This window comes from Litorihabitans aurantiacus (assembly GCF_030161595.1).
Classification (GTDB): Bacteria; Actinomycetota; Actinomycetes; order Actinomycetales; family Beutenbergiaceae; genus Litorihabitans; species Litorihabitans aurantiacus.
Genome location: NZ_BSUM01000001.1, coordinates 1,352,033 through 1,377,574, shown reverse-complemented (window position 1 = coordinate 1,377,574; position 25,542 = coordinate 1,352,033). Strand labels below are relative to the sequence as shown.

Here is a 25,542-nt window from a genome sequence, read left to right as displayed (position 1 = left end):
GTGCCGGCCGACGAACCTGTGCATCGCATTCCGCGGCCGCGCGCCTAGCGTGGAGGAGCACCGGCCGTCAGCACCCGTCCGGCCCAGCCCACCGTCAGGAGCACGCTCGTGAGCAGATCCACCACCGCCCCGTCCGCGACCGGTGGCGAGCGCGCCGCGGTGGCGCGGCACGACGTCGTCGTCGTGGGCGGCGGCAACGCCGGCCTCTCGCTGGCGGGCAAGCTGCTGCGCGAGGGTGCGCGCGACGTCGCCGTCGTCGAACCCGCCCGCGTGCACCACTACCGCCCGATGCTGTCCTACGTCGCGGGCGGCCAGGCGGAGCTCGCGGAGCTCCAGCACGCGCAGGACGAGGTGGGTCCCTCCGGCGCTCGGCGGTACGCGGGCGCCGTCGTCGCGGTGGACCCCCGACGCTCGACCGTGACGCTGGCGGACGGGCGCGAGCTTGGCTACGGCGACCTCGCGCTCTGCCCGGGGTCGGATGTGGACTGGGACGCGATCCCGGGGTCGCGCGAGGCGGTGGCGACCCCGGCGGCGTCGACGAGCTACCTGCCGGAGCACGCCGTCGACGTCTGGCCGATGCTGACGGGCGTGCGGGCCGGGCGGGTCGTGGTCGTCGTCGACGACCGGCACGTGCCGTGCGCGCCCGTGATCCTCAAGCCGCTGGTGATGGCGCTGGAGCACTGGCGCGCGACCGGGGTGCGCGGCGCGATCGACGTCGAGGTGCTGCTGGCGTCCGAGACGTTCGTCCCGCTGCCCCGCGCGGAGGCGGAGCTGCGCGCGATGCTCGAGGAGCAGGGTGTCGCCCTGCGGACCGGCGTTCGCGTATCGGCGGTCGAGCCGCGCGACGGCGACGGCGACGGCGGCACGGTCGTCACGGTCGACGGCGTCCGCACGCCCTACGACGCGCTCCTGCTCGCACCGCCGCACCGCGCGCCCGCGTGGGTCGCCGCGAGCGGGCTGACGACGAGCGAGGGCGGTTTCGTCGTCGTCGACCCCGATACGCTGCAGGTGCCGGGACACCCGCGGATCTGGGCGCTCGGCGACGTGGCGGACCTGGACGCGCTGCCCTCGGGCGGCGCCCTGCGCCAGCAGGTCCCGGTCGTCGCGCACAACATCGCCGCCCGCCGCACCGGGCGCGCGATGCGGATCTACGACGGCTACTCGATCGCACCCGTGACCACCCGGGCGCACCGGCTCCTGCTGGCGGAGTTCGACCGCGACGGCCGCGAGGAGCCGACGATCCCGGTCGGGGACCTCGTGCGGCCCCGCGCCGCGTCATGGTTCTTCGACCGGTACGTCGAGCCGGTCGTCTACCTGCGTCGCCTGCTGCGCGGCAAGGTCGGCTGAGGCTCAGGACGCCCCGCGCGAGACCAGCGTGCCGGGCGCCGGATCGAGCGGCGCGAGGATGTCGGACACCGTGACGAGCGTGTAGCCCTCGGCCTCGAGCGCGTCGATCAGGCCCGGCGCCGCCTCGATCGTGCTCGGGTGGATGTCGTGCATGAGGATGATGGACCCGGCCTCGACGCCCGCCAGCGCGGTGTCGGTCGTGACCGCCGCATCGCGGTTCGACCAGTCCTCGGTGTCGACGTCCCACGTCACCACCACCATGCCGGACTCGGCCACGACGGCGTCGTCCTGAGCGCCGTACGGCGGCCGCACCAGCGTCGGCGTCACGCCGGTCGCGGACTCGATCGCGGCGGTCGTGTCGGCGATCTCCGCCGCCCGCTCGGTCGGGTCGAGGTTGGTGAGGTCGCGGTGGGAGAACGTGTGGTTGGCGATCTCGTGGCCCTCCTGCGCGATCCGGGCGGCCACCCCCGGGTGGCTCTCGACGGAGGAGCCCAGCAGGAAGAAGGTGGCGGGCACGCCGCGCTCCGCGAGCACATCCAGGAGCTGGGGCGTCAGGCTCGCGGAGGGCCCGTCGTCGTAGGTGAGGGCGACGCACGCGACCTGCGCGCAGTCCACGTCGGACGACGGCGGGTCATCGGTCGGCGAGGCCGACGGCGGGGGCGTCGACTCCTGCGGCGGCGAGGTCGGTGCGACCTGCCCGGTGTCGTAGGGCTGCGGATCGGCGACGGCGGCGGCCGCGCGCCGCCCGGCGTCGGACAGCAGCTCGCCGGCCGGAATGCGGACGGTGAGCGAACCCGCCGCGGCGGCGGTCAGAGCGCCGGCGGGGAGCTCGGCGACCGGATCGCCGTCGGTGAACGTGATGGAGGTGAGCTGACGCGTGGGCTCGTCGTCCGGCGCCCAGGGGCCCAGCTCACGTGCCTCGAGGTCCGCCATCACGAGGTCACCGAACTCGGTGAAGGCCTCCGGAGTCGCGAAGAGGTCTGCCGAGTCGAGCAGGTCGCCGCCGTCGACCCACCACGTCCGGGCGTTCGCGGTCCCCGTGTCCTCGGAGAACTGGTAGGTCGTCATGCGCACGCCGAGCACGTCGGGTGCGGACCCGACCAGGGCCGGACGGACGTTGAGGTCGGGGAGGTTCTCGACGTCGCCCGCCTCGACGGCCGACTCGGCGACCGGGAGGTAGGCCTCCCGCGCCTGCGACGCGTAGTCCGCCAGGGCGGCCGACAGGTCCTCGGCCCCGGGCACGACCGCGTGCTGCGTGTAGATCCGCAGGTCCTCGTCCGTCTCCGACACGAGCTCGAGGCCGGGCACGAGCTCGTCCGAGAGGGACGGCGCGGCGATCCGCTCGATCGGCTGCCCCGGGGAGGAGGTCGGCGTCGGGGACGTCGGTGGTGGCCCCGAGTCCTCCTCCGGCGGCGGGGCCGCCGGCGTGCACGCGGTGAGTGCCAGCGCCGTGGCGCACGCGATCGACAGGTTCCTGAGACGCCCCCTCATGGGCCACCACCCTGCCAGGCGTGGGGCAGGCGCGGGTCACCGAGTTCGCGGACCCGACCCATCCGGAACCGCGGACGGTTCCGAACCCCTCGTGAGGCCCCGACCGGGGCAGGCAACGAGACGTACGAAGGAGCTCCCCGTGGAGATGTGGAACGCACTCATCGAAGGCCCGCTCGTCCAGGGCCCGCTGGTCGACATCGGCGGCATCCTGAACTTCCTGCAGATCGGTCAGTTCCAGTAGATCGACGCCGAGCGACCGAGCAGTGAGCGCCGGACCAACCGGCGCACCATCGTGACTCGAGGCCCCGCCCCCTCAAGGGCGGGGCCTCGTCCGTGAAGAGAGTGACGCGTGACGACCAACGATCAGACGCCCCTGACCGAGACCGCCCCCGACGACCGCCTCACCCTCACCCCCGCGCAGCGCGGGCTCTGGTACGCCCAGGATCTCGACCCCGACAACCCGACCTACCAGATCGGCCAGTACCTCGACGTCGCCGGCGATCTCGACCCGCGGCTGCTGAGCATCGCGGTCACCAAGACCGTCCGCGACATCGACTCCCTCAGCATGCGCTTCCGCTCCGACGCGGACGGACCGTACGCGGTGCTGCGCCGCCCCGAGCCCACCGACGACCTGCTCGAGGTCGTCGACCTGCGCGACGTCGACGCCGACGTCGCACGGGAGCGTGCCCGGGCGCGGATGGACGAGGAGATGGCCACGCCGCGCGACCTCGCCGGCGAGGAGCTCTTCGGCGCCGTCCTGTTCCGTCTCGCGGGTGGCCGCTCGCTGCTGTTCCAGCGCGTGCACCACGTCGCCCTCGACGGGTACTCGGCCGTCATCGCGCTGCACTACCTCGCCCGCGTGTACACCGAGCTGGCGAAGCGGGCGCCGTCCGGGCCGCTCCTGCGACTCCTCACCGGCCGCGTCGCGCGCACCGCCGCGCGCACGGCCTCGCCGTTCCCCTCCCACACCGAGCTGCTCGGGGCGCTCGAGGAGTACCGCTCCTCCGACGAGCACGCGCAGGACGAGGCGTTCTGGCGGGAGGCGTTCGACCGCGAGTCGACGGTCGAGGGGCTCGAGGGCACGACCGGGCGTCCCGCCTCGCGCGTCGTCCGGGTCGACGTCCCGCTCACGAAGGCGCTGGCACGGCCGCTCGCCGACATGGGCCGCGACCTGCCGAAGACCGTGGTGGGTGTCGTCGCGCTCTACCTCGCCCGGATCACCGGGCAGGACTCCGTCTCGCTCGGGCTGCCGGTGACGGCGCGCCGCGGGAAGGTCGCGAAGGCCACGCCGTCGATGCTCTCCAGCATCCTCCCGATGCACCTCGACGTCCCCGGTTCGGCGACGATCGCCGAGACCGTCGCGCACGCCGGCGACGTCGTGCGCGCCGTCGTGAAGCACCAGCGCTTCCGCACGGACGACCTCCCGACGGCACCGGCGCAGCCCGGACCCTCGGTCAACCTGCTCCCGGTCATCGACCAGCTCACGCTCGGCGAGGCGACCGGTGAGGTCCGCATCCTCTCCACCGGTCCCGTCCACGACCTGTCGGTCGTCGTCTCGGGCCTGGACAGCGGTGCCGCCACGGCCACGCTCGCACTCGAGGGCGACGCCGCGCTGCACACCACCGCCACCCTGACCGAGCACGCCGAGCGACTCGTCGGCCTGCTCGGCCAGGCGCTGGCGGACGCCGACATGCCCGTGACCAGCGCCCGGCTCGTGTCGGAGGACGAGGTCGCCCCGCTGATCGCCCAGGGTGCCGGTCCCGAGCGGCAGATCAGCGAGGAGACGGTGCTCGACGCCTTCTCCGAGCAGGCCGCCGAGCGGCCCGACGACCTCGCCGTCGTCGCCCCCGACGGCACCTGGACCCTCGCCGAGCTGGACCTCGCGTCCACGCGCCTCGCGCACCACCTGCTCGCGCAGGGCGTCACGGCGGGGGAGTCCGTCGCCGTCCGGATCGAGCGCAGCCGGTACCTGCCGATGATCGTGCTCGCCCTGCTCAAGGCGGGCGCGGTGTACGTCCCGCTCGACCCCGAGTACCCGATCGAGCGCGTCACCGGGATGATCGAGGACGCGGCACCCGTCCTGCTCCTGACCAGCCACCGCCAGGCGGGGCGCGACCGCGACGCGGGGGCGACGTGGACCACCCCGTCGCTGGCGATCGACGCCGACACCGCGACGGCCTGGCGCCGCGCCAGCGACGACGCCACCACGCTGCCGTCGGTGCCGAGCACCGAGCTCGGCTACGTGGTCTTCACCTCGGGCAGCACGGGCCGTCCCAAGGGCGTCGGGGTCGAGCGCGTGGCGCTGCGCAACCTGTTCCAGCACCATCGCGCCGAGCTGTTCGAGCCGGCCGCCGAGCGCCTCGGTCGCCCCGTGCGCGTCGCGCACACCGCGGGCCTGTCGTTCGACGCCGCGTGGGACCCGCTGCTGTGGCTGTTCGCCGGTCACGAGCTGCACATGATCGACGACGACGTGCGGCGCGACCCGCAGCGCCTGGCGGACCACCTCGCCGAGGCCGGCATCGACTCGATCGAGACGACGCCGTCGTTCGCCCAGGCGCTCCTGTCCACCGGCCTCTTCGAGGGCGAGCGCCACCCCACGGTCGTGGCCCTCGGCGGCGAGGAGGTCGGCCCCGGGCTGTGGGACGCGTTCGCCGCGCACGAGGACGTCCACGCCGTGAACTTCTACGGTCCGACCGAGGTCACGGTCGACTCCCTGATCGCCACGATCGACGCGGGCGACCCCCACCTGGGGTCCTCGGTGCGCAACAGCCGGCACTACGTGCTGGACGCCGCGCTGCACCCGGTCCCCGACCGCGCCGTCGGCGAGCTCTACCTCGCGGGCGTGAACGTGGCGCGCGGCTACGTCGGGCAGCCCGGCCTGAGCGCCGAGCGTTTCGTCGCCGACCCGTTCGCCGACGACGGCTCCCGGATGTACCGCACCGGGGACGTCGTGCGACGCCGTCACGACGGGTCGCTGCGCTTCCTCGGCCGCATCGACGACCAGGTGAAGATCCGTGGCTACCGCGTGGAGCTGAGCGAGATCGAGAGCGCCATGCGCCGCCACGGCGACGTCTCCGGCGCCGCCGCGATCGTCCAGGGCGAGGGCGCCGCGGCGCGCGTCGTCGGGTACGTCACGGGGGAGGGTGGCGACGGCCTCGGCACCCGCGTGCGGGACGCGCTGCGCGCCGACCTGCCGGACTACATGGTCCCCAGCAGCATCCTCACGCTCTCGAGCCTGCCGCTCACGCCGAACGGCAAGCTGGACCGGCGCGCGCTGCCCGCCCCGGAGGCCACCGTGGCCGACGCCTCCCAGCAGCCGCGCACCGCGGCCGAGCGCACCGTCGCCGCGGCCTTCGCCGAGGTCCTCGAGATCGGCTCGATCGGGATCGAGGAGGACTTCTTCGCCGCGGGCGGTCACTCCCTCCTGGCGACGCGGCTGGCCGCCGTGCTCTCGGACCGGCTCGAGACCACCGTCACGGTCCGTGCCGTCTTCCAGCGCCCGACCGTCGCGCTGCTCGCGGGGGCGGTCGGTGACACCGCGACCGACGACGAGACCGCCGGCGACACCCCCGGCACCCGAGGCTCGGCACGGGGACCGCGACTCGCCCCGACGCCCCGCCCCGAACGCCTGCCCGTCTCGCACTCGCAGCGCCGGCTCTGGTTCCTCAACCGGCTCGAGCCCGGGTCCGCCGCCTACAACATCCCGGTCGTGCTGCACCTGGACGGCGAGCTCGACGTGGCCGCGCTGCGGGCCGCCCTGGGCGACGTCGCGGAGCGCCACGAGCCGCTGCGCACCGTCGTGCCCTACGACGGCGGGGAGCCGGTCCAGGTGGTCCTGCGTGCCGGGCCCGTCTCCCTGACCGCCGTCGACGTTCCCGCCGAGCGGCTCGACGCCGTCGTGGAGCAGGAGGCCCTGCGGCCCTTCGACGTCACGACCCAGGCCCCGCTGCGCGCCGTGCTGCTGCGCACCGCGCCGACCCGGCACGCCCTCGTGGTGGTCATGCACCACATCGCCGCCGACGGGTGGTCCCTCGCACCGTTCGCGCACGACCTCTCGCGCGCCTACGAGGCGCGGATCGACGGACGAGAGCCCGAGCTCGCGCCCCTGCCCGTGACGTACGCGGACTGGACGCTGTGGCAGCGCGAGGTCCTCGGCGACCCCGAGGACCCGACCAGCGCGCTGGCCGAGCAGGTCGAGCACTGGCGGCGGACGCTCGCGGGCGCGCCCGACGAGATCAGCCTCCCGCGCGACCGCGCCCGGGGGACGGCCGACGCCGCCGATCCCGCCCAGCGGGGCGTCGGCGAGGTGCCGCTCGTCCTCGACCCCGAGCGCCACGCCGCGCTGCGCGCCCTCGCCGCCGAGCACCGTACGAGCCTGTTCATCGTGCTGCACGCCGCGCTGACCGTCGCTCTCGAGCAGCAGGGCGCCGGGGAGGACGTCGTGGTCGGCACCCCGGTCGCGGGGCGCACCGACCCGCGCCTCGACGAGCTCGTCGGCTTCTTCGTCACGACCGTGGTGCTGCGCACCTCGCTCGCGCAGGACCCGACGCTCGCGGAGGTGCTGCGACGGGTGCGCGAGGGCAACACCGAGGCGTACGCCCACCAGGACGTGCCCTTCGACCTGCTCGTCGACGCGCTTCGCCCGCCGCGCGTGCCCGACCGCCACCCCCTGTTCCAGGTCCTGCTGACGCTGCAGAGCAACGCGCCCGCCGAGCTCGACCTCGCCGGGCTGCGGGTGACGGTCCCGGGCCAGGTGACCAGCGCCGGCGTCAAGACCGACCTGCTGGTCGACTTCGCCACGCCCGACGGCGAGGACGGCCCCCTCGTGGGCGCCCTCGGCTACGACCGCGCGCTCTTCGACTCCTCCACGGCGCAGCGGCTGGGCGACGCGCTCGACCGAGTGCTGGACGCGTTCGTGAGCGGTGCGGACCGCCGCCTGTCCGACCTGCCCGTCGTCGACGACGCGACCGCCGCACGCCTGGTGGAGCACGAGGAGGGGCGCACCCTGCCGGTGTCCGACGGCGTGCTGGGCCGGCTGGCGGCCACCGCGGCCGAGCACGGCGACCGGCCCGCGCTCGTCGGGGTCGACCGCTCCCTGACGTTCGCCGAGCTCCAGGACCGGGTGGAGACCGCGGCCGTCGCCCTCGTGCGCCTCGGGACGGCGCCGGGCGACCGGGTCGCCGTCGCGCTCCCGCGCACCGCCGACGCCGTCGTGACCGTGCTGGCGGCGCTGCGCGCCGGCGCCGTCGCCGTCCCGCTCGACGTCGCTCACCCCGACGAGCGTCTGACGACCGTCCTGACCGACGCCGCACCGACCGTGCTGCTGGTCGACGACGTCGCGCGCGGGGAGCGGCTGGCGCGGGCGCTCGAGGACGCGGGCGCGTCCGTGCCCCACCTGCGCACGGCCGACGGCCTCGTGAGCGGGGACTCGACCGAGGACGCGAACGAGACCGAGCCGCCGGCGCTCCCTGCGCTTCCGGCGCTCGACGACGTGGCCTACCTCGTCCACACGTCCGGCACCACGGGGCGCCCCAAGGGCGTGCAGGTGCCGCACCGCGCGCTGGCCTCCGTGCTGGCGCAGCACGAGGACGTCCTGGTCGGGCCGCTGCGCGACGCCGTCGCGGCCGACTCCGGCCGGCTGCCCCGCATGCTGCACCTGTCGGGCCTGGCCTTCGACGCGGCGTGGGACCCGATCCTGTGGCTCGTCTCCGGCACCACGCTCCACGTCGCCGACGAGACGACGCAGAGCGACGCCGAGGCGGTCGTGCGCGCAGTGGCCGAGCTCGGCGTCGACGTCCTGGAGACCACGCCGTCCTACGCCCAGCAGCTCGTGACGCTCGGCCTGCTCGAGGGGGCCGCGGACCGCACGGTGCCGCTGCTGGTCGCCGTCGGCGGCGAGGCCGTGCCGGCTGCGCTGTGGGACCGCCTCGCCGACGCCCCGGGCGTGGCGGGTTGGAACCTCTACGGTCCGAGCGAGTTCACCGTGGACTCGGTGCTCGCACCGATCACCCCGGGGCGGGTCACGATCGGCCGACCGGTCGCGAACGTCACCGCCCGCGTCCTGGACCGCGCGCTGCGGCCCGTCCCCGAGGGGGTCGAGGGCGAGCTGTACCTGGCCGGCCTCTCCGAGGCCCACGGGTACCGGGGCCGCGCCGCCGAGACGGCCGCGCGCTTCGTGGCCGACCCGCGCGGCGACGGCACGCGGATGTACCGCACCGGCGACGTCGTGCGCCGCCGCGCGAGCGGTGAGCTCGAGTACGTGCGCCGCGACGACGACCAGATCAAGCTGCGCGGCTACCGCATCGAGGTCGCCGACGTCGAGCGCACCCTCGAGCGCGCCGACGACGTCGCCACCGCGATCGTGCGCGTCGTCACGCCCGGCGGCCCCGAGACCGCGCGCCTGGCTGCGTGGCTGGTGGGCCGGGGCGAGCCGGACGGTCTCGACCTCGACGCCGTGCGCGCCTCCGCCGCGGCGGCGCTGCCGGAGTACATGGTCCCGACGGCGCTGGCGCAGATCGCGTCGGTGCCCCTCACGCCCAACGGCAAGGTCGACGTCGACGCGCTGCCGGAGCCCGGCGCGCGCACGAGCGCGCGGGCGCCGGAGACCGACGACGAGCGCGCGCTGTGCGCGATCGTCGGGGACGTCGTCGGGGCGGACGAGGTCGGTCTCGACGACGACTTCTTCGCCCTCGGCGGACACTCGCTCCTCGCCGTCGCCCTCGTGGCACGCATCCGGGAGGAGCTCGGCGCCGACCTGCCCCTGCGCACGGTCTTCGACGCCCCGACGCCGGGTGCGCTGCTCGAGCACGTCCGCGGCGCGGGGCCCGACGACACCGGCGATGCCAGCACGCGTGCCGCGCGGAAGGAGTCGCAGGACCGGCCGCGGCTGCGGGCGTGGGTCGCGGAGAACCCGCGCGCCGGTGACGACGACCTCCCGCTGACCGCGGGCCAGCAGCGCCTGCGCTTCCTCAACCGGCTCGACCCCAGCTCCTCGGAGTACTCGGTCGTCCTGCAGGTCGAGCTCCGCGGCGGTCTGGACACCGCAGCGCTGGCCGGTGCCGTCGACGACCTGGTGGCCCGCCACGAGGTCCTGCGCACCACCTACCCCGAGGTCGACGGCGCGGCGGTCGCCCGCATCGAACCGGCACCGACGGGTCTGGCCGGCTCCGACGCCGTGGACCTCACCGCCGGCTTCGACCTGGGCACGGAGATCCCGATCCGCGCCGCGGTCGTGGCGACCGGTGACGACACGTGGCGGCTCGACCTGGTCATCCACCACATCGCCACCGACGGTGCGTCGCTGACCCCGCTGGTGGGCGACCTGGCCGCCGCCTACACCGCGCGGCTGGGCGGCGGACCGGCCGCGCTGCGACCGCTCGCCGTGCAGGTGACCGACGTCGCGCGGCATCGCGAGGCGACGGCCACCGGGTCGGCCGAGCAGGACCTGGCGGTGTGGACGGACGCGCTGGACGGTGTGCCGACCGAGCTCGACCTGCCCGCCGACGGCACCCGGCCCGACACCGCGTCGCAGCCCGCGCGGCTGCTCGAGTTCGAGATCCCGTCCGACGTCGCGGCGAGCCTGACCACGGCGGCCGGGCGTCGCTCCGCGAGCGCGTTCCACGCGTGGCTCGGTGCGCTGGCCGGGTACCTTCAGCGGATCGGTTCGGGCGACGACATCGTGATCGGGTCGCCCTCGGCGGGCCGCACCGACCCCGACCTCGCCGACCTCGTGGGCTTCTTCGTGAACACGCTGCCGCTCCGGCTGGACCTGCGGCCCACCGATCGTGCCCACGGGGCCTCTGCCACCCACCCGACGCTGCTCGACGCCATCGACCTGGCGCGCGCGGCGACGCTGACCGCGGTGGAGCACGAGGACGTCCCGTTCGAGCGCATCGTCGAGGCCCTGGCCCCGGAGCGCCGGCTCGGGCGGCACCCGCTGTTCCAGACCATGCTGTCGCTGGAGGAGCCCACCGGGCTCCAGCTCGACCTGCCCGGCGTCACCACGCGTGCTGTCCCGCCGGAGTCCACCGGGGCGGCGAAGGTCGACCTGTCGTTCACCCTGCGTCCGCGCGGCCGCGGCGCGAGTGCGACCGGTGGCGCCGTCAGCGCCGACAGCGCGGTGGACGGCGTGCTGGAGTACAACGCCGCGCTGTTCAGCGACGAGGCGGCCCGCGGGCTCGTCGACCGCTGGCTCGCCTTCCTGGGCGCGGTCGCCGAGGCCCCCGACACCGCCCTGCGCGACGTCGTGATCCCCGGCGTCCCCACCGCTCTGGCCGCGTGGCCCGCCGGGGAGCACGAGGCCCGGACCGTCCTGGACGTCCTCGCGGACTCCGTGGCCCGGGACGCCTCACCGGTCGCGGTCACCGGGCCCGCGGTGGCCCCGGGGCAGCCGTCCCGCCTGACGCGCGGCGAGCTCGACGCGCGCGTGACGGCGCTCGCCTCGGCGCTCCGGGCGCGCGGGGTGGCGTGCGGCGACGTCGTCGCGCTGCGCCTGCCGCGGTCGGTCGACACGGTGGCGGCGCTGCTCGGGGTGTGGCGCGCCGGGGCTGTCGTCGCCCCGATCGACGACGCGCTGCCCGCCGAGCGGGTGGCACGTATGCTCACGACGGCGGGCGCCCGGCTGCTCGTGCACGCCGACGAGGCGGCACCCGGCGACGGGCTCGGCGACGTCTCGCACGAGGCGGCCGCCGACGCGGGGCTGGAGCCGGACGCCGTCGTCGCCCTCACCGACCTCGTCGGTGACGGGGGAGCGGGCGGTGTCGCGGAGGCCGCGGACGACACCGGGGCCGCGGTGACGCCGGATCTCGACGACCCGGCGTACCTCGTGTTCACCTCCGGCACGACCGGTGAGCCGAAGGCCGTCCAGGTGCCGCACCGCGCGCTGGCGCACCTGCTCGCCTCGCACCGGGCCACGCTGCTGCCCGACCCCGAGCTCCGCCGCGTGCGGATGGCGCACACCACCGGGGTCGGCTTCGACGCCGCGATGGACCCCGTGCTGTGGCTCGCCGCCGGTCACGAGCTGCTCGTGGTGGCCGACGACGTGCGCCGCGACCCCGAGGCGCTCGTGCGCCTGTTCGCGGAGCGAGGCGTCGCGGCGTGGGAGACCACGCCGGGCTACGTCGCCGCGCTGGTGGCGCAGACGTCGTTCGCCGACGTGCTCGACTCCCGTCCCGCGGACGCGCCGTTCACGCTCCTGCTGGGCGGCGAGGCGATCGACGGCGGGCTGTGGGACTGGCTGCGCGAGCGCACGGGCGTCGAGGCCTGGAACCTGTACGGCCCGACGGAGGTGGGTGTCGACTCGCTCGTCGCGCGCGTGGCGGACACGGACGCGCCCGTGCTGGGGGCCACGACGCCGGGGACGCGGGGCTACGTGCTGGACGCCTCGCTGCGGCCCACCGTGCCGGGCGGTGTCGGTGAGCTGTGGCTCGCGGGTGAGCAGCTCGCTCACGGGTACGCCGGTCGCCCCGGGGCGAGCGCGGAGCGGTTCGTCGCCGACCCGTTCGCCGCCGACGGGAGCCGGATGTACCGCACGGGCGACCTCGTCGCCGTGCGGCCCGCCCGCGAGGGCGACGCCGGACCCGCCCACGGCCGCGTGGTGTCCCTCGGCCGCAGCGACGACCAGGTCAAGATCCGCGGCCACCGCGTCGAGCCGGGTGAGGTGGAGGCGCTGCTGCGCCGGTCCGACGGCGTGGAGCGGGCCGTGGTGCGACCGGTCGACACCGGGCGTGCGACGGCCCTCGGGGCGTGGGTGGTCGCCTCCGGCGACGCAGAGCCCGAGAACCTCACCGCCGCCCTGCTCGCCGACCTGCGCTCGCGCGTGCCGGACTACATGGTCCCGGTCGCCGTGCGCGTGATCGACGAGGTCCCGCTGACCCGCAACGGCAAGGTCGACGCGGCCGCTCTGCCCGAGCTGGAGCACGCGGGGGCGGCCGGTGGCCGGGCCCCGGAGGGCGACGCCGAGCGCGCCGTCGCCGCGGCGTTCGCCCGGGTGCTCGGCCTGGGCGAGGGGAGTCGGCGGTCTCGGCGGAGGACTCCTTCTTCGAGCTCGGCGGCCACTCGTTCGTGGCCCAGCCGACCGTCGCGGCGGTCAACGAGGCGCTGGGCAGCGACCTGCCGGTGCAGGCGCTCTTCCGGGCGCCGACCGTGGCCGCGCTGGCCGCGCTCGCGTCCGCCGGCGAGGGGGCCGGTTCGACCGTGGCGGACAGCCTGCGCACGATCCTGCCCCTGCGCGAGCAGGGCACGGGCGCACCGCTGTTCGCCGTCCACCCCGCGAGCGGTCTGAGCTGGAAGTACGCCGTGCTGCTGCAGCACCTGTCCTCGCGGCGGCCGCTGCTCGGTCTGCAGATGCCGGGCATCGCGCCCGACCAGCCCGAGCCGCCCACGGCCGGGACCATCGAGGAGCTGCTCGACAGCTACGTCGGGGCGATGCGCGAGGTCCAGCCCCACGGGCCGTACCACCTGATGGGGTGGTCGTTCGGCGGCCGGCTCGCGCAGCACCTGGCGGCACGGCTGCGCAGCAGCGGTGAGGAGGTCGCCCTCCTCGTGGTGCTGGACGCCTACCCCACGCGGGAGTCGGCGCTGGCCGGCGTCGCCGGCGGTGACGCCATGTGGCGCGGGCTGCTGGACGCCAACGGGATCGCGGCGCCGGCCGACGTCGAGCTCGACGTCGACGCGGTCCGCCGTCTGCTGGCGGAGGTCGACAACCCGCTCGCCGACGTTCCCGTCACTGCGGTGGAGCGCATGGTGCGCCGCTTCGTGCGGCTCGGGGAGCTGCTCGACGCGACCCCGGTGCCGACGTTCGACGGTGACCTCCACGTCGTCGAGGCGACGCGCGAGATCCCCGCCGACCGACCCTCGCCCTCGGCGTGGGAGGCCCACGTGAGCGGTGAGGTGACGTCCTCCCGGGTCGGCGTCCGACACAGCGACATGCTGGCCGACGAGGCGATGCCGGAGCTCGCACCCGTGCTCGATGCGCTGCTGGGCCGGGACGAGCCGCGCGCCTGACGGTGTGCCGGCTCCTGTGCCCGGGTCGCATTCGTTCCGAATCGAACAAATGTGGCCCGGGCACCCATCCGATCCCACCCGCGGCGCCGAACCCCTGGTGAGACCTGCTGACGACGTATGGATGAGGACGAGAACATGACGAACCCCTTCGACGACGCCGACGCCCGCTTCCGGGTCCTGGTCAACAGCGTGAACCAGCACTCCCTCTGGCCGGAGTTCGCCGACGTCCCGAACGGATGGGTGGCCGTGTTCGGCCCGGCACCCCGCGAGGAGGCGGTGGAGTACGTGACCGCGCACTGGCACGACATCACGCCGGTCCTGGACCGCGAGCGTGCCGCCTCGTGATCGCCATCCGAGGACTGACCAAGAGCTTCGGCGACTTCCAGGCCCTCGCGGGGATCGACCTCGACGTGCCGGAGGGCACGGTGCAGGGTCTCCTCGGCCCCAACGGGGCGGGCAAGACCACGACCGTCCGCGTGCTGACCACGCTGCTGGAGCCGGACGCCGGCGAGGTGCGGGTCGCGGGGCACGACGTGCGGACCGCCGGTGACGCGGTGCGACGCAACCTCGGTGTCTCCGGGCAGTACGCCGCGGTCGACGACAAGCTCACCGGTTTCGAGAACCTGACGATGGTGGGGGAGCTCTACGGCATGCCTCGGCGCGGTGCGAAGGCACGGGCGCGCGAGCTGCTGCGGGACTTCCGCCTCGAGGACGTCGCGGACTCGCGACGCGCCGGCGACTACTCCGGCGGCATGAAGCGGCGGCTCGACCTCGCCGGTGCGATCGTCGCCCGGCCCCCGGTCGTCATCCTCGACGAGCCCACCACGGGTCTGGACCCGCGCGGGCGCCGCGACACGTGGGACGCGGTGGAGCAGCTCGCCTCCGCCGGCACCACGGTGCTCCTCACGACGCAGTACCTCGAGGAGGCGGACCAGCTGGCCGACCAGATCGCCGTGATCGACGCCGGCGCCGTGATCGCCGAGGGCACCGCCACCGAGCTGAAGGCGCGCGCGGGCGGGGCGTGGGTCGACGTCGTGCTCGCTCCCGGTGTCGACGGCGCGGCCGCCCTCGTGGCGGCGCGCCGCGTCGTGCCTGAGGCCGCGTTCGACGAGCGTGCGCGGCGGCTGACGGCCCCCGCGACGGACGGGAGCGCCGAGCTGCGCGCGCTGCTGGGCGCGCTGGAGGCGGCCGGGACCGCGGTCGCCGAGGCGGCGCTGCGCCAGCCGACGCTGGACGAGGTCTTCCTGCAGCTGACCGGGAGCCCCACCGGGGGCACCGGGTCGGTGCCCGACGAGGGTGACGAGGACGACCCCCACGGCGGCCCCCGGGCCGACGCGGGCGAGGCGGTGGTCGCATGAGCACCGCGACGACCGACCGGTCCACGACCGGCCGTCCCGCCTGCGACGTCGGTACCGGCGCCGCCTCGGGCGAGGTGCGCCCGACCGCCACGAGCAGCCTCGTGCCCGAGCCCCGCGGCGGTGCGTTCGCACCGCTGCTCTCGGCGCTGCGCGACGGCTGGATCGTCGCCCGGCGCAACAACGTCAACGTCCGTCGCACCCCCGGGGCCCTCGTGACCGGGGTCGCGCAGCCGATCATCTTCGTGCTGATCCTGGCGTTCGTGTTCGGCGGTGCGCTGGGCGGGGAGGCCTACCGGGAGTTCCTCATCGCGGGGATCCTCGCGCAGACGCTGACGTTCAACTCCTCCTTCACGGCCGTCTACCTCGCGAAGGACCTGCAGTCCGGCCTCATCGACCGGTTCCGGGCCCTGCCGATGTCACGCGTCGGGGTCATCCTGGGTCGGACCACCTCCGACCTGGTCACGAGCGGCATCTCCATCGCCGTCATCGTGGCGTGCGGGCTCGCCATCGGGTGGCGCGTGCACGCCGGCATCGGTCCGGCGCTGGGCGCCTTCGGTCTGCTGGTCCTGTTCGCGTTCGCGACGTCGTGGATCGGGGCGACGATCGCGCTCACGGCCCGCAGCGTGGAGGTCGCCCAGAGCCTCGGGCTGCTGTGGCTGTTCCCGGTCTGCTTCATCTCCGGGGCCTTCGTCTCCGCCGACACGCTCCCGGGCGTGCTGCGGACGATCGCCGAGTGGAACCCGGTGACCGCCGTGGCCACCGCGGTCCGGCAGGGATTCGGGAACCAGCCGCCTGAGGACTTCGAGGTCGCAGCCGGCTGGGCGGCGCAGCACGCCACGCTCTACGCGTTCCTGTGCTGCATCGCGATCATCGCGATCTTCGCGCCGATCGCCGTGGGGCAGTACCGCCGCATCAGCAAGCGGTGATCACGCTCCTGGACGCGTCCGTGACGGACGTGCTGGAGCGGTGCGCCCGCCTCACGGGGGCCGGCTCGCACCGCAGGAGGCCGCGGCGGCGATGGTCGACGACGTCGACCGCGTCGCCGCCGCACGCCGTCGCCGGCCGGACGACGCCCGGCGCACGCTGGCCGGGCGCGCGGCGCTGCGGCTCCTCGTGCTCACCCGGACGGGACGCCCGCTCGCGGACGCCCCGGAGCTGGTGATCGAGCGCCGGTGCGAGGACTGCGACAGCCCGCACGGTCGGCCGCGGACGGCGGGCCTGTCCCTCAGCACGTCCGGCTCGGGTGAGCGCGTCCTGGTCGCCGTCGGACCCGAGGAGGCATGCGTCGGGGTCGACGTCGAGACGGCGACGCCCGCCGCGCTCGAGCGGTCCCCGGGCCTGGACGAGTTCACGCTGCACCCGCGGGAGCGCGACGCCGTCGCCCGCGCCGCCGATCCCGGGCGCGCCCGGCTGCAGCGCTGGGTGGAGAAGGAGGCGGTGCTCAAGGCCGCCGGCCTGGGTCTGCGGCTGCCACCGCACGAGGTGCTGCTCGCCCCGGCGGACGCGACGACGTCGTCCCACCACCGGAGCGACGGGCAGCTCTCGTGGCGCGCCGTTCTGGCGGCACCCGTGGCCGCCGTGGCGCGGCTCAGCGTCGCCGACCTGCCCGGTGACGGCACCCACCACCGCGCCGTCGCGGCAGTGCGGCCCCACCCCGTCGAGATCGTCGGCCCCGGGGCACTGGGGTCCTGAACGGACCCGGGCGCCCCGGGGTGCCACGGCCCGTTCTCAGCCCTCCGGCTGTGCCGCACCGTCCGACGGCGACGAGCCCGAGGTGCTCGGACCGGTCACGGACGGACGACGGGTCGGACCCGTGACGGAGCCGCCGGCGGTGCCGGGCTCGGCTGCCGAGGACGTGCTCGAGCCCCCGAGCCCCCCGATGAGCTCGAGCAGGTCGACGCCGGTCTGTGCCTTGAGCAGCGCGGCGACCTCCTGGACGCCCGTGGAGACCTGACCGGGCAGGCGCGAGGCACCCTCCTTGTCGATGATCGTGATGCCGTCGATCGCACCGAGGGCATCGGCGTAGGGCTGCGCCATCTTCGGCAGCGCGTCGAGCACCATCTGCAGGCGCGCCGACTCCGGGAACGTCTGGTAGGCGTCGGCCTCGGCCTTGATCGCGGAGGCCCGGGCCTCACCCTGGGCGCGCTCGGCGGACGCCTCGGCCTCACCGCGGGCCTGGATCCCGTCGGCGTCGGCCTTCGCGAGCGCGAGGGCGCCCTCGGCGCGGCGCTGCTGCTCGATGAGCGCCGCCTCGGCGCGCGAGCGGGAGGCGGACGCCTCGGCCTCGGCCTGCGCCGTCGTGCGCTGCGCCTCGGCCTCTGCCTTGCGGATGGCCGTCGTCTTGGCGGCCTCGGCCTCCTGCTCCGCTGCGTACTTGCGGGCGTCGGCCTCCTGGGCGGCCTCGTACTTGCGGGCCTCGGCGGGCTTGCGCACCTCGGTCTGCAGCTCCTGCTCGCGCAGCGCGGCGCGGCGCTGGGCGACCTGCTCCTGCTGGACCAGGACCTCCTGCTGCGCCTCGGCCTCGGCGCGCTCGCGGGCCGCCTCGGCGTCGGCCTGGGCCTGCGCCGTCTCCTGAGCGATGGTCGCGTTGCGCAGCGCGAGCGACTTGTTGGACTCGGCGATCTGGACGGCCGCCTCGTTGCTGCGCTCGGTGCTCTCCTGCTGCGCCTGCGCCTCGGCGATCTCGGCGTCGCGGGCGACGGCGGCGGCGCGCGGGCGCCCGAGGTTGCGGATGTACTCGCCGGTGTCCTCGACGGTCTGGATCTCGAAGTTCTCCAGGATGAGGCCGCGCTCGGCGAGCATCGGGACCGCGATGTCCTTGACCTCCTTGGAGAAGTCCTGACGCTCGTACAGGATCGACTCGACCGTCAGGGTTCCCGCGATGGTGCGGAGCACACCGACGAGCACCTCGGAGGTCTGCTGCTCGATGACCTGCTCCTGGCTGCGTCCGGCGAACCGCTGGGCGGCGGCGCGCACCATGCGCTCGGTCCCGCCCACCTTCACGACGGCGATGGATCGCAGCGTCACGGCGACGCCGGACTTCGTGGTCGCGTCCTCGGCCGCGACCGGGAAGCTCTGCGAGGCGAGCGAGAGCCGCACGACCTGCTCGAAGATCGGCTTGACGAACGTCCCGCCGCCGATCACGACGCGCTGGCCCGACAGGTCGGTCGTCTCGTCACCCGTCTCCGGGTTGATGACCGGCTTGCCGCTCTTGCGGCCGGTGATGATGAGCGCCTCGTCCGGCGTGGCGATCTTGAACCGCACCTTCGCGTAGATCGCTCCGATGACGGCGATGACGACGATCGCGACGACGGCGGCCGCGACGATCAGCACCGAGGAGGGGAAGTCCATGAGGGGTCTCCATTCAGGGCCGGCCCGCGCGCGGCGGGACGGGTCGGTCTGGTGGGCTGCCTCGACTCTAGGCGGGACGGGCCGCGCGTGCGGGGTCGGGGCCCGCCCGGCTGCTGGATGCGACCGGCGGCCGCACGCCTCGGTAGCATCGAGGAGGGGACCCGGGGCCCCACGACCGCACGCTCGGTCAGGCCCCATCGACGGAAGTTCGCGCCGATGGGCCGGCTGAGGAGAGGTGGTGCACGTGGACGTCGTCGTGGACGGGGCGCTCACCGTCGTCGCCGTGGTGCTCCTGGCCGGCATCGTCGCCGGGCTGTGGCGTGCGGTGGCCGGCCCGACCACGGCTGATCGCCTGACGGCGTTCGTCCTGCTCGGCACCACCGGCACCGCCCTGCTGCTCGTGCTCGCCGCCGCCGCGGACCTCCCGCCCCTGCGCGACACCGCGCTGACCGTGGTCGCCCTCGCGACCGTCGTGGTGCTCGTCCTGCGCTCACGCGATCGGCGGGGCGACCGGTGAGCGGTGGGGTCGGGGTCGTGGTCGACGTCGTGGTGGTCGCGCTGCTCGCCGTCGGCACGCTGTTCGTCGTCGTCGGCACGGTGGGGGTGCTGCGGCTGCCCGACCTCGCCACGCGCCTGCACGCCGTCGCGAAGGCCGACAACCTGGGTCTCGGTCTGATCGTGGCCGCGCTCGTGCTGCGCGCCGTCACGGGTGACGAGGGCGGGGGAGTGGCCGCCAAGCTCGTGCTCGTGTGGCTCCTCGCCCTGCTCGCGACGGCGGCCAACGGCCACCTGCTCGCGCGCCGTGACCGTGCCACCGATGCTGACGACGAGCGGCGCGACGGCTCCGACGCATCCGAGGAGGTGGCCCCGTGACCGGCCCCGAGGTCGGCGTGCTCGACGTCGCCCTGCTCGCCGCGGTCCTCCTGGTCGCGGTGGTCGCCGTGCTCGCGCCGCGACGCGCGGCCGCGACCGCGGCGTTCCTCGTGTTCGGGATCGTCGTGGCGGTGCTGTGGGCGCGGCTCGGAGCGCCCGACGTCGCGCTGGCCGAGGCCGCGCTCGGCGGCGGGGTGGCCGGGGCGCTGCTGGTGGACGCCCTGTCCGACCGCCGGCCGCCGCAGCCGCCCTCCACCGGCGCCGGGCGCGCCCGGGTCGCGATGATCGCCCGCCTGGTCGTGGGCGGCCTCGCGGGAGCGGCGACGACCCTCGCGCTGGGCGCCGCCGTCCGACGGCTGCCGTCGGGCCGCAGCCCGCTCGCGGACGAGGCGATCGCCGCCGTGCCCGACTCCGGTGTCGAGCACCCCGTGACCGCGGTGCTGCTCAACTACCGCTCCTACGACACGCTGCTGGAGATCGCCGTGCTCACCGCCGCCGCCCTGGGCGCGGGCGCGCTCGCCCGACGGCGGATCTCCGCCCCTGCCGCTCCCTCGCCCGCCGTGCGGCTGCTGGCCGTGGTGCTGCTGCCCGTGCTCGCGCTGCTCAGCACCTGGCTGCTCGTGGCCGGCACCACGCGTCCGGGCGGCGCGTTCCAGGCCGGGGCCCTGCTGGGTGCCGCGCTCGTTGTCGCCCACCTGGCCGGGGTGCGTGTGGCCGGTCCGCGCGGGCGGGCGGGCACCGTCGCCGTCGTGGGCGGGCTGCTGGCGTTCGTCGCGCTCGCCGCCGCGACCGCCGCGACGGCCGGCGGCTGGCTCGTGCTGCCGCGGTCCGCCGCCGGTGCGCTCATCCTCGCGGTCGAGACCGTGCTCGCCCTCAGCATCGCGGCCGGCCTGGCGGCGATGTTCCTGGCGGCGCGCGCGGACGCCGACGTCGACGCCGAGGAGCAGGGCGCATGAGCCTCGTCGGGCTCACCCTCCTGACCGGGGTGCTGGTCCTGGTGGTCGGTCTGCTCGGGCACCTGCTCGTGCGTGACCACGTGCGCCGGATCGTGGCGCTCAACGTCGCCTCCGGCGGCGTGATGATGGTGCTGCTGGCGCTGGCGCTGCGGGGGACCGGCGCCACCGACGGGGGCGACGCCGTCGACCCCGATGCGGTGCCGCAGGCGCTCGTGCTCACCGGCATCGTGATCATGGCGGCCGTCACGGCCCTGGCCCTCGCGCTGGCGCGGCGCGTCCGCGACGCCGACGAGGAGGACGAGGCCGTCGACGACGACGGTGACGTCACGGACGCGGAGCCGGACGAGCGCGCCGAAGGTGGCGGCCGGGGAGGTGGCGCGTGAGCGAGGTGACCACGGTGCTGCTTCCGCTCCTGGTGCTGCTGCCCGTCGCGGCCGGCGGCGCGCTCGCGGTCGTGCCCGAGCGCGCGAGGGCCGCGGTCGCCGTCGTGGTCGTCGTCGCGACCGCGCTCGCCTCCCTCGTGGTGGCGCTCGACGTCGCGCGCACCGGCACCGCCGAGGTCGTGCTGGCGGGGTGGGACCTCCCGGTCGGACTCGCGCTGCGGGCGGACGCGGTCACGGCCGCGATGCTCGGGCTGACCGCCGTCGTCGCCCCCGCCGTGACGCTGTACGCGACCGGGCACGCGAAGGTCCGCGGTACCGGGGCCTTCTGGCCGTTGTGGCTCCTGCTGCTCGGTGCGCTCAACGGCGTGTGGGTCGCGGGCGACCTGTTCAACGCCTACGTGACGCTCGAGCTGGTGACCGTCGCGGCCGTCTGCCTCGTGGCCCTCGGGGGTCGGGCGCGGCCGGCGCCGCGCTGCGGTACCTGTACGTCGCCGTCGTCGGGTCGCTGCTGTTCCTGCTCGCGGTCGCGCTCGTCTACGGCGAGACCGGCACGCTCGACATCGCCCTCGCGGGTGAGGGGATGGCCGACAGCCCGCTGCTGCCCGTGGTGCTGGTGCTGTGCGCCGTCGGGCTCGGCGCCAAGATCGCGCTCGTGCCGCTCCACTCGTGGCTGCCCGTGGCGCACCCGGCCGCCCCCGCCGCGGTGAGCGCGGTGCTGTCCGCCCTCGTGATCAAGGCGTCGCTCGTGGTGCTGTGGCGCGTGTGGTTCCAGCTCGCCCCCGGCACGCCCGCGGCCGCACGCGTGGGCACGGCCGTGGCCGCGCTCGGGGCCGTCGCCGTCGTGGCGGGCGCCGTGATGGCGCTGCGACGCCGGCGGCTCAAGCAGATCGTCGCCTACTCCACCGTCTCGCAGGTCGGCTACCTCGTGCTGGTGCTCGCGCTCGCCGCCCCGCTCGACGGCGTGCTCGACGACGCCGCGGTCGCCGGGTGGAGCGGCGGCGTCACGATGGCGGTCGCGCACGGGCTGGCCAAGGCCGCGATGTTCCTGGCGGCGGGCACGCTGGCGCTCGCCTACGGCAGCGACCGGCTCGAGGGGCTGCGCGGCGCCGTGACCCGGATGCCGATGACGGTCGCGGCGCTCGCGATCGCCGGTGTCAGCCTCGCGGGTCTGCCACCCACGCTCGGATTCGTGCCCAAGTGGCAGCTTCTGACCTCCGCGGTCGCGTCCGACGAGTGGTGGTGGTTCCTCCCGCTGCTCGTGGGCGGTCTGCTCGCGTTCGCCTACACCGCGGCGATGGTCCGGGCCACGTTCAACGTCCCCGGCGAGCCGGACGTCCCGCGGCCGGCCGTCGCGGTCGGCGGGGTCCTCACTATCGTGCCGTTCGTGCTCGCCCTGCTCGCCCTCGTGCTGGGCCTGGCCGCAGCGCCGCTGGTGGAGGTCCTCGAGGCCGGATTCGTCGGAGGTGCGCAATGACGCCCGACGCCGTCGTGACCGCGAGCCCGATCCCGTACCTCGTGCTGCTCGCCTCGCTGCTGCCCGCGCTCGCGATCTTCCCGCTGCGGGAGGGGCAGGTGCGCACGCGGACCGCGATCAACCTCGGCGGGGCGCTGGTGAAGATCGCGCTCGTGGTCGCGCTGATCCCGCCCGTGGTGAACGGGGAGAAGCAGCGCGCGTCCTTCGAGTGGGTGCCCGGCATCGAGATCGTGCTGGTGACGGACTCGTTCGGCCTGTTCTTCGGGGCGCTCTCGGCGGTGCTCTGGCTGGTGACCACCGTCTACGCCGTGGGCTACCTGGAGGGCTCGCCCAACCGGAGTCGATTCTTCGGCTTCTTCAGCCTCTGCGTCACCGCGACGGCGGGCATCGGTCTCGCGGGCAATCTGCTGACCTTCCTGATCTTCTTCGAGATGCTCACGCTCGTGACCTACCCGCTGGTCGCGCACCGCGGCACCGCCGCGGCCTTCGCGGGGGCGCGCCGCTACCTCGCCTACACCCTCACCGGTGGCGTGGTCCTGCTCGCCGGCGTGGTCTGGCTGACCGCCGAGGTCGGGCCGGTCGAGTTCACCTCGGGCGGCGTCGACGCCGTCGCGCGCCTCGCGCAGGAGGAGCCGGTCACGGTGACCGCGATCGCCGCGATGATGCTCGTGGGCGTCGGCGTGAAGGCGGCGATCCTGCCGCTGCACGGGTGGCTGCCCGCCGCGATGGTCGCGCCGGCTCCGGTGAGCGCGCTGCTGCACGCCGTCGCCGTCGTGAAGGCGGGCGCGTTCGGCGTCGTGCGGGTCGTGCACGACGTGTTCGGCGCCGAGCTGCTCGCGCGCCTCGGGTTGCTGACGGTGCTCGCCGTCACCGCCGCGGTGACGATCCTCTACGGCTCCGTGCGCGCGCTGACGCAGGACGACCTCAAGAAGCGGCTGGCCTACTCCACGGTCTCGCAGCTGTCCTACGTCGCGCTCGGCGCCGCGCTGCTCAGCCCGCTCGCGGTCGCGGGGGCGCTCGTGCACGTGGTGAACCAGGGGGTCATGAAGATCACGCTGTTCTTCTGCGCGGGACTGTTCGCGGAGGAGCTGCGGGTGAGCCGCGTCAGCGAGCTCGCCGGGGTGGGGCGGCGAATGCCGCTCGCGGGGGCGGCCTTCACCGTGGCCGCGCTCGGGATGATCGGGCTGCCGCCGCTGGCCGGGTTCGTCTCGAAGTGGGCGCTCGCCTCGGGTGCGCTCCAGGCCGGCGACGGCTGGGTCGTACCCGTGCTGCTGACCAGCACGGTCCTGAACGCCGCCTACTTCCTGCCGGTCGTCTACCGGATGTGGGCCCTGCCGCCCGCCGACGACGCACCGTGGGCGCAGGAGGACGACGGTGCGCGCCCGCGCGCCCGGCTCGGCGCGCCGCTCGCGCTCGTCGCACCCCCGGTGGTGACGGCGGCGCTCACGATCGCGCTCGGGGTCGCCGCCGGCCTGCCGTACTCGCCGTGGGCGATCGCCCAGGTCATCGCCGGGCAGGTGCTCCCGTGACCGGCCTGCTCCTGACGGCGACGATCGCCGTCCCGCTGCTGCTGGCCGCCGCCATCGGTGCCACCGGGCGTGCGCGTTCGGCGCGCGTGGCCGCGGTGCACGGTGCCCTCGGCAGGTACGCGTGGCTGGGTGCCCTGCCCGCCGGCGCACTCGCGCTGCTGGGGGACGACGGCGAGCACCGCGCCGAGTGGTTCCTGCTCGGGTCGGGAGCGGCGCTCGACGACGTCGGCCGCCCGCTCGTGGGCCTCGCAGCCGCCCTGTACGCCCTCGCCCTCGCGTTCGTGCCGCGCGCGACGACGCGGCGCGGTGAGGTCCTGACCGCGTTCCTGCTGCTGTGCCTGGTCGGCAACGTCGGCGTGTTCGTGGCTTCCGACGTCGTGACCTTCTACCTGTCCTTCACGCTGGTGAGCTTCGTCGGGTACGCCGCCGTCATCCACACCGGCACGACGCTGTCGCGGCGCGCGGGCACCGTCTACCTGGTGCTCGCGGTGCTCGGTGAGGCGGCCGTGCTCGGTGCGCTCCTCCTGGTCGCGTCGGCCGGGGCCGTGCGGGTGGCCGACGTGCCCGCCGCGGTGGCCGGTTCGCCGTCGTCCGGCCTCATCATCGTCCTGCTCGTCGCGGGATTCGGGGTGAAGGCGGGCACGGTCCCGCTGCACGTGTGGCTCCCGCTGGCGCACCCGGCGGCGCCGACCCCGGCGAGCGCGGTCCTCTCCGGCGTCATGCTCAAGGCCGGGCTCGTCGGGTGGCTGCGGTTCCTGCCGCTGGGCGAGGGCGACGGCGAACCCGGCTGGGGCGCGCTGGTGCTGGCGCTCGCGCTCGCCGGCGCGTTCCTCGCGGTGCCGGTCGGGCTGCTCCAGGACGACCCGAAGGTGATCCTCGCGTACAGCAGCATCAGCCAGATGGGGTTCCTCACCGCGCTCGTCGGCTCAGCGCTGCTCGATCCGGGACTCGCGCCCGCGTGCGTGCTCGCGGCGGTCGTGTACGCCGTGCACCACGGGCTCGCCAAGGGGGTGCTGTTCCTCGGGGTGCAGGCGTGGGACGCCGAACGGCTCCCGCGCCGCGCCGTCGCCCTCGTGCTGGGGGTCGCCGGGGCGTCGCTGGCCGGGCTGCCGATGACCGGCGGGTTCGTGGCCAAGTACGTGGCGAAGGAGGCGGTGGGCGACGTCGCCGTCCCGCTCCTGGGTGCGCCGCTGGCGGACGTGCTGCCGCTGGTCGGCCTCGGGTCGACCCTGCTGCTCGTGCGGTTCGCCGTCGTGATGCACCGCCGCGAGCGCGACGTGCGGCCCACGCCGCGCACGCGTGACGCCGCCTGGGCCCTGCTCGGGATCGCCGCCGTCGTCCCGGTGCTCGCGCTCGCCCAGCGGTACGACGACGTCCTGTCCGTTCCCGGTCTGCTCGATTCCGCGGCGCTGGCCGCGCAGGCGTGGCCGGTCGTGCTCGGCCTGGCGCTCGGGGCGGCGGCGGTGCGGGTCGCGCGGCGGCCTCGGTTCGCGGACACGCGCCTGGCGCACCCGCGCGGCGACCTCGTGCCGCCCGGTGACGTCGTGGCGGTGGAGGAGCGGGCCGTGCGCGCCGCCGTGGCCGCCGCGACCCGCGGGTTCGAGCGCGCCGGTGCCTGGCGCGGCAGCGCCGCCGAGCGGGTCGCGGCGTGGCCTCGGCCCAGCGCGGCGCTCGAGCACCTGCAGCGTCGGGTCGGACCGTGGGCGGCCTCGGGTGTCGTGCTGCTCGTGCTCCTCGCAGCGGGTCTCGTGTGGGCGGTGGCGCGGTGACGGAACG

The 25,542-nt window shown here is 75.3% G+C and carries 15 protein-coding genes and 2 pseudogenes; 15 read left to right on the top strand and 2 right to left on the bottom strand.

Features of this window, described 5'->3' with window-relative positions; all coding sequences use genetic code 11:
* Positions 1–108: 108 nt before the first annotated feature.
* Positions 109–1,347, top strand: a complete 1,239-nt coding sequence (locus tag QQK22_RS06440; RefSeq protein ID WP_284250194.1) for an NAD(P)/FAD-dependent oxidoreductase — start codon at positions 109–111, stop codon at positions 1,345–1,347.
* A gap of 3 nt (positions 1,348–1,350) precedes the next feature.
* On the opposite strand, the gene QQK22_RS06435 is transcribed toward QQK22_RS06440, so the two are convergent.
* The gene (locus tag QQK22_RS06435; RefSeq protein WP_284250193.1) at positions 1,351–2,838 is read right to left on the bottom strand and encodes a polysaccharide deacetylase family protein; all 1,488 of its coding nucleotides are present in this window, start codon (positions 2,836–2,838) and stop codon (positions 1,351–1,353) included.
* A gap of 349 nt (positions 2,839–3,187) precedes the next feature.
* On the opposite strand from QQK22_RS06435, the pseudogene QQK22_RS06430 reads away from it, so the two are divergent.
* The 7 genes and pseudogenes from QQK22_RS06430 to QQK22_RS06405 all read left to right on the top strand — a co-directional run.
* Positions 3,188–12,682, top strand: a pseudogene (locus QQK22_RS06430) (non-ribosomal peptide synthetase); the annotation flags it as partial.
* Positions 12,583–12,942: pseudogene (locus QQK22_RS18610) on the top strand (hypothetical protein); the annotation flags it as partial. The pseudogenes QQK22_RS06430 and QQK22_RS18610, both read left to right, overlap by 100 nt.
* A gap of 90 nt (positions 12,943–13,032) precedes the next feature.
* Positions 13,033–13,842, top strand: a complete 810-nt coding sequence (locus tag QQK22_RS06425) for an alpha/beta fold hydrolase (RefSeq protein ID WP_284252586.1) — start codon at positions 13,033–13,035, stop codon at positions 13,840–13,842.
* Positions 13,843–13,977: 135 nt separating this feature from the next.
* On the top strand, positions 13,978–14,187 hold the full coding sequence (locus tag QQK22_RS06420; protein WP_284250192.1) for an MbtH family protein: 210 nt from the start codon (positions 13,978–13,980) through the stop codon (positions 14,185–14,187).
* Positions 14,184–15,200: an ABC transporter ATP-binding protein gene (locus tag QQK22_RS06415; protein ID WP_284250191.1), complete on the top strand. Its 1,017-nt coding sequence runs from the start codon at positions 14,184–14,186 to the stop codon at positions 15,198–15,200. Before QQK22_RS06420 ends, QQK22_RS06415 begins: the two co-directional genes overlap by 4 nt.
* On the top strand, positions 15,197–16,126 hold the full coding sequence (locus QQK22_RS06410; protein WP_284250190.1) for an ABC transporter permease: 930 nt from the start codon (positions 15,197–15,199) through the stop codon (positions 16,124–16,126). The genes QQK22_RS06415 and QQK22_RS06410 overlap by 4 nt, the downstream gene beginning before the upstream one ends.
* A gap of 40 nt (positions 16,127–16,166) precedes the next feature.
* Positions 16,167–16,892 carry a 4'-phosphopantetheinyl transferase family protein gene (locus tag QQK22_RS06405; protein WP_284250189.1) on the top strand — a complete coding sequence of 242 codons (726 nt, stop codon included), beginning with the start codon at positions 16,167–16,169 and terminating at the stop codon, positions 16,890–16,892.
* 36 nt (positions 16,893–16,928) lie between these two features.
* Here the strand turns inward: QQK22_RS06405 and QQK22_RS06400 are convergent, their stop codons facing one another.
* On the bottom strand, positions 16,929–18,551 hold the full coding sequence (locus QQK22_RS06400) for an SPFH domain-containing protein (protein WP_284250188.1): 1,623 nt from the start codon (positions 18,549–18,551) through the stop codon (positions 16,929–16,931).
* A 238-nt stretch (positions 18,552–18,789) separates the two neighbouring features.
* Between QQK22_RS06400 and QQK22_RS06395 the strand changes: the two genes are divergently transcribed.
* The 7 genes from QQK22_RS06395 to QQK22_RS06365 are packed head-to-tail and all read left to right on the top strand — an operon-like array spanning position 18,790 to position 25,535.
* Complete coding sequence (locus tag QQK22_RS06395; RefSeq protein ID WP_284250187.1) at positions 18,790–19,068, top strand: MrpF/PhaF family protein; 279 nt, start codon at positions 18,790–18,792, stop codon at positions 19,066–19,068.
* On the top strand, positions 19,065–19,424 hold the full coding sequence (locus tag QQK22_RS06390) for a monovalent cation/H(+) antiporter subunit G (protein ID WP_284250186.1): 360 nt from the start codon (positions 19,065–19,067) through the stop codon (positions 19,422–19,424). The genes QQK22_RS06395 and QQK22_RS06390 overlap by 4 nt, the downstream gene beginning before the upstream one ends.
* Positions 19,421–20,380 carry a hydrogenase subunit MbhD domain-containing protein gene (locus QQK22_RS06385; RefSeq protein ID WP_284250185.1) on the top strand — a complete coding sequence of 320 codons (960 nt, stop codon included), beginning with the start codon at positions 19,421–19,423 and terminating at the stop codon, positions 20,378–20,380. The genes QQK22_RS06390 and QQK22_RS06385 overlap by 4 nt, the downstream gene beginning before the upstream one ends.
* Positions 20,377–20,763, top strand: a complete 387-nt coding sequence (locus QQK22_RS06380; protein WP_284250184.1) for an NADH-quinone oxidoreductase subunit K — start codon at positions 20,377–20,379, stop codon at positions 20,761–20,763. Before QQK22_RS06385 ends, QQK22_RS06380 begins: the two co-directional genes overlap by 4 nt.
* Positions 20,699–22,237, top strand: a complete 1,539-nt coding sequence (locus QQK22_RS06375; protein ID WP_348525517.1) for a complex I subunit 5 family protein — start codon at positions 20,699–20,701, stop codon at positions 22,235–22,237. The genes QQK22_RS06380 and QQK22_RS06375 overlap by 65 nt, the downstream gene beginning before the upstream one ends.
* Positions 22,234–23,766: a complex I subunit 5 family protein gene (locus QQK22_RS06370; protein ID WP_284250182.1), complete on the top strand. Its 1,533-nt coding sequence runs from the start codon at positions 22,234–22,236 to the stop codon at positions 23,764–23,766. The genes QQK22_RS06375 and QQK22_RS06370 overlap by 4 nt, the downstream gene beginning before the upstream one ends.
* Positions 23,763–25,535, top strand: a complete 1,773-nt coding sequence (locus QQK22_RS06365; RefSeq protein ID WP_284250181.1) for a complex I subunit 5 family protein — start codon at positions 23,763–23,765, stop codon at positions 25,533–25,535. Before QQK22_RS06370 ends, QQK22_RS06365 begins: the two co-directional genes overlap by 4 nt.
* Positions 25,536–25,542: the final 7 nt, after the last annotated feature.

Coding starts and splice junctions, on each gene's coding strand:
- QQK22_RS06420 (WP_284250192.1), top strand. CDS start 13,978: ATGACGAACCCCTTCGACGACGCCGACGCCCGCTTCCGGGTCCTGGTC.
- QQK22_RS06410 (WP_284250190.1), top strand. CDS start 15,197: ATGAGCACCGCGACGACCGACCGGTCCACGACCGGCCGTCCCGCCTGC.
- QQK22_RS06380 (WP_284250184.1), top strand. CDS start 20,377: ATGAGCCTCGTCGGGCTCACCCTCCTGACCGGGGTGCTGGTCCTGGTG.
- QQK22_RS06370 (WP_284250182.1), top strand. CDS start 22,234: ATGACGCCCGACGCCGTCGTGACCGCGAGCCCGATCCCGTACCTCGTG.
- QQK22_RS06400 (WP_284250188.1), bottom strand. CDS start 18,551: ATGGACTTCCCCTCCTCGGTGCTGATCGTCGCGGCCGCCGTCGTCGCG.
- QQK22_RS06435 (WP_284250193.1), bottom strand. CDS start 2,838: ATGAGGGGGCGTCTCAGGAACCTGTCGATCGCGTGCGCCACGGCGCTG.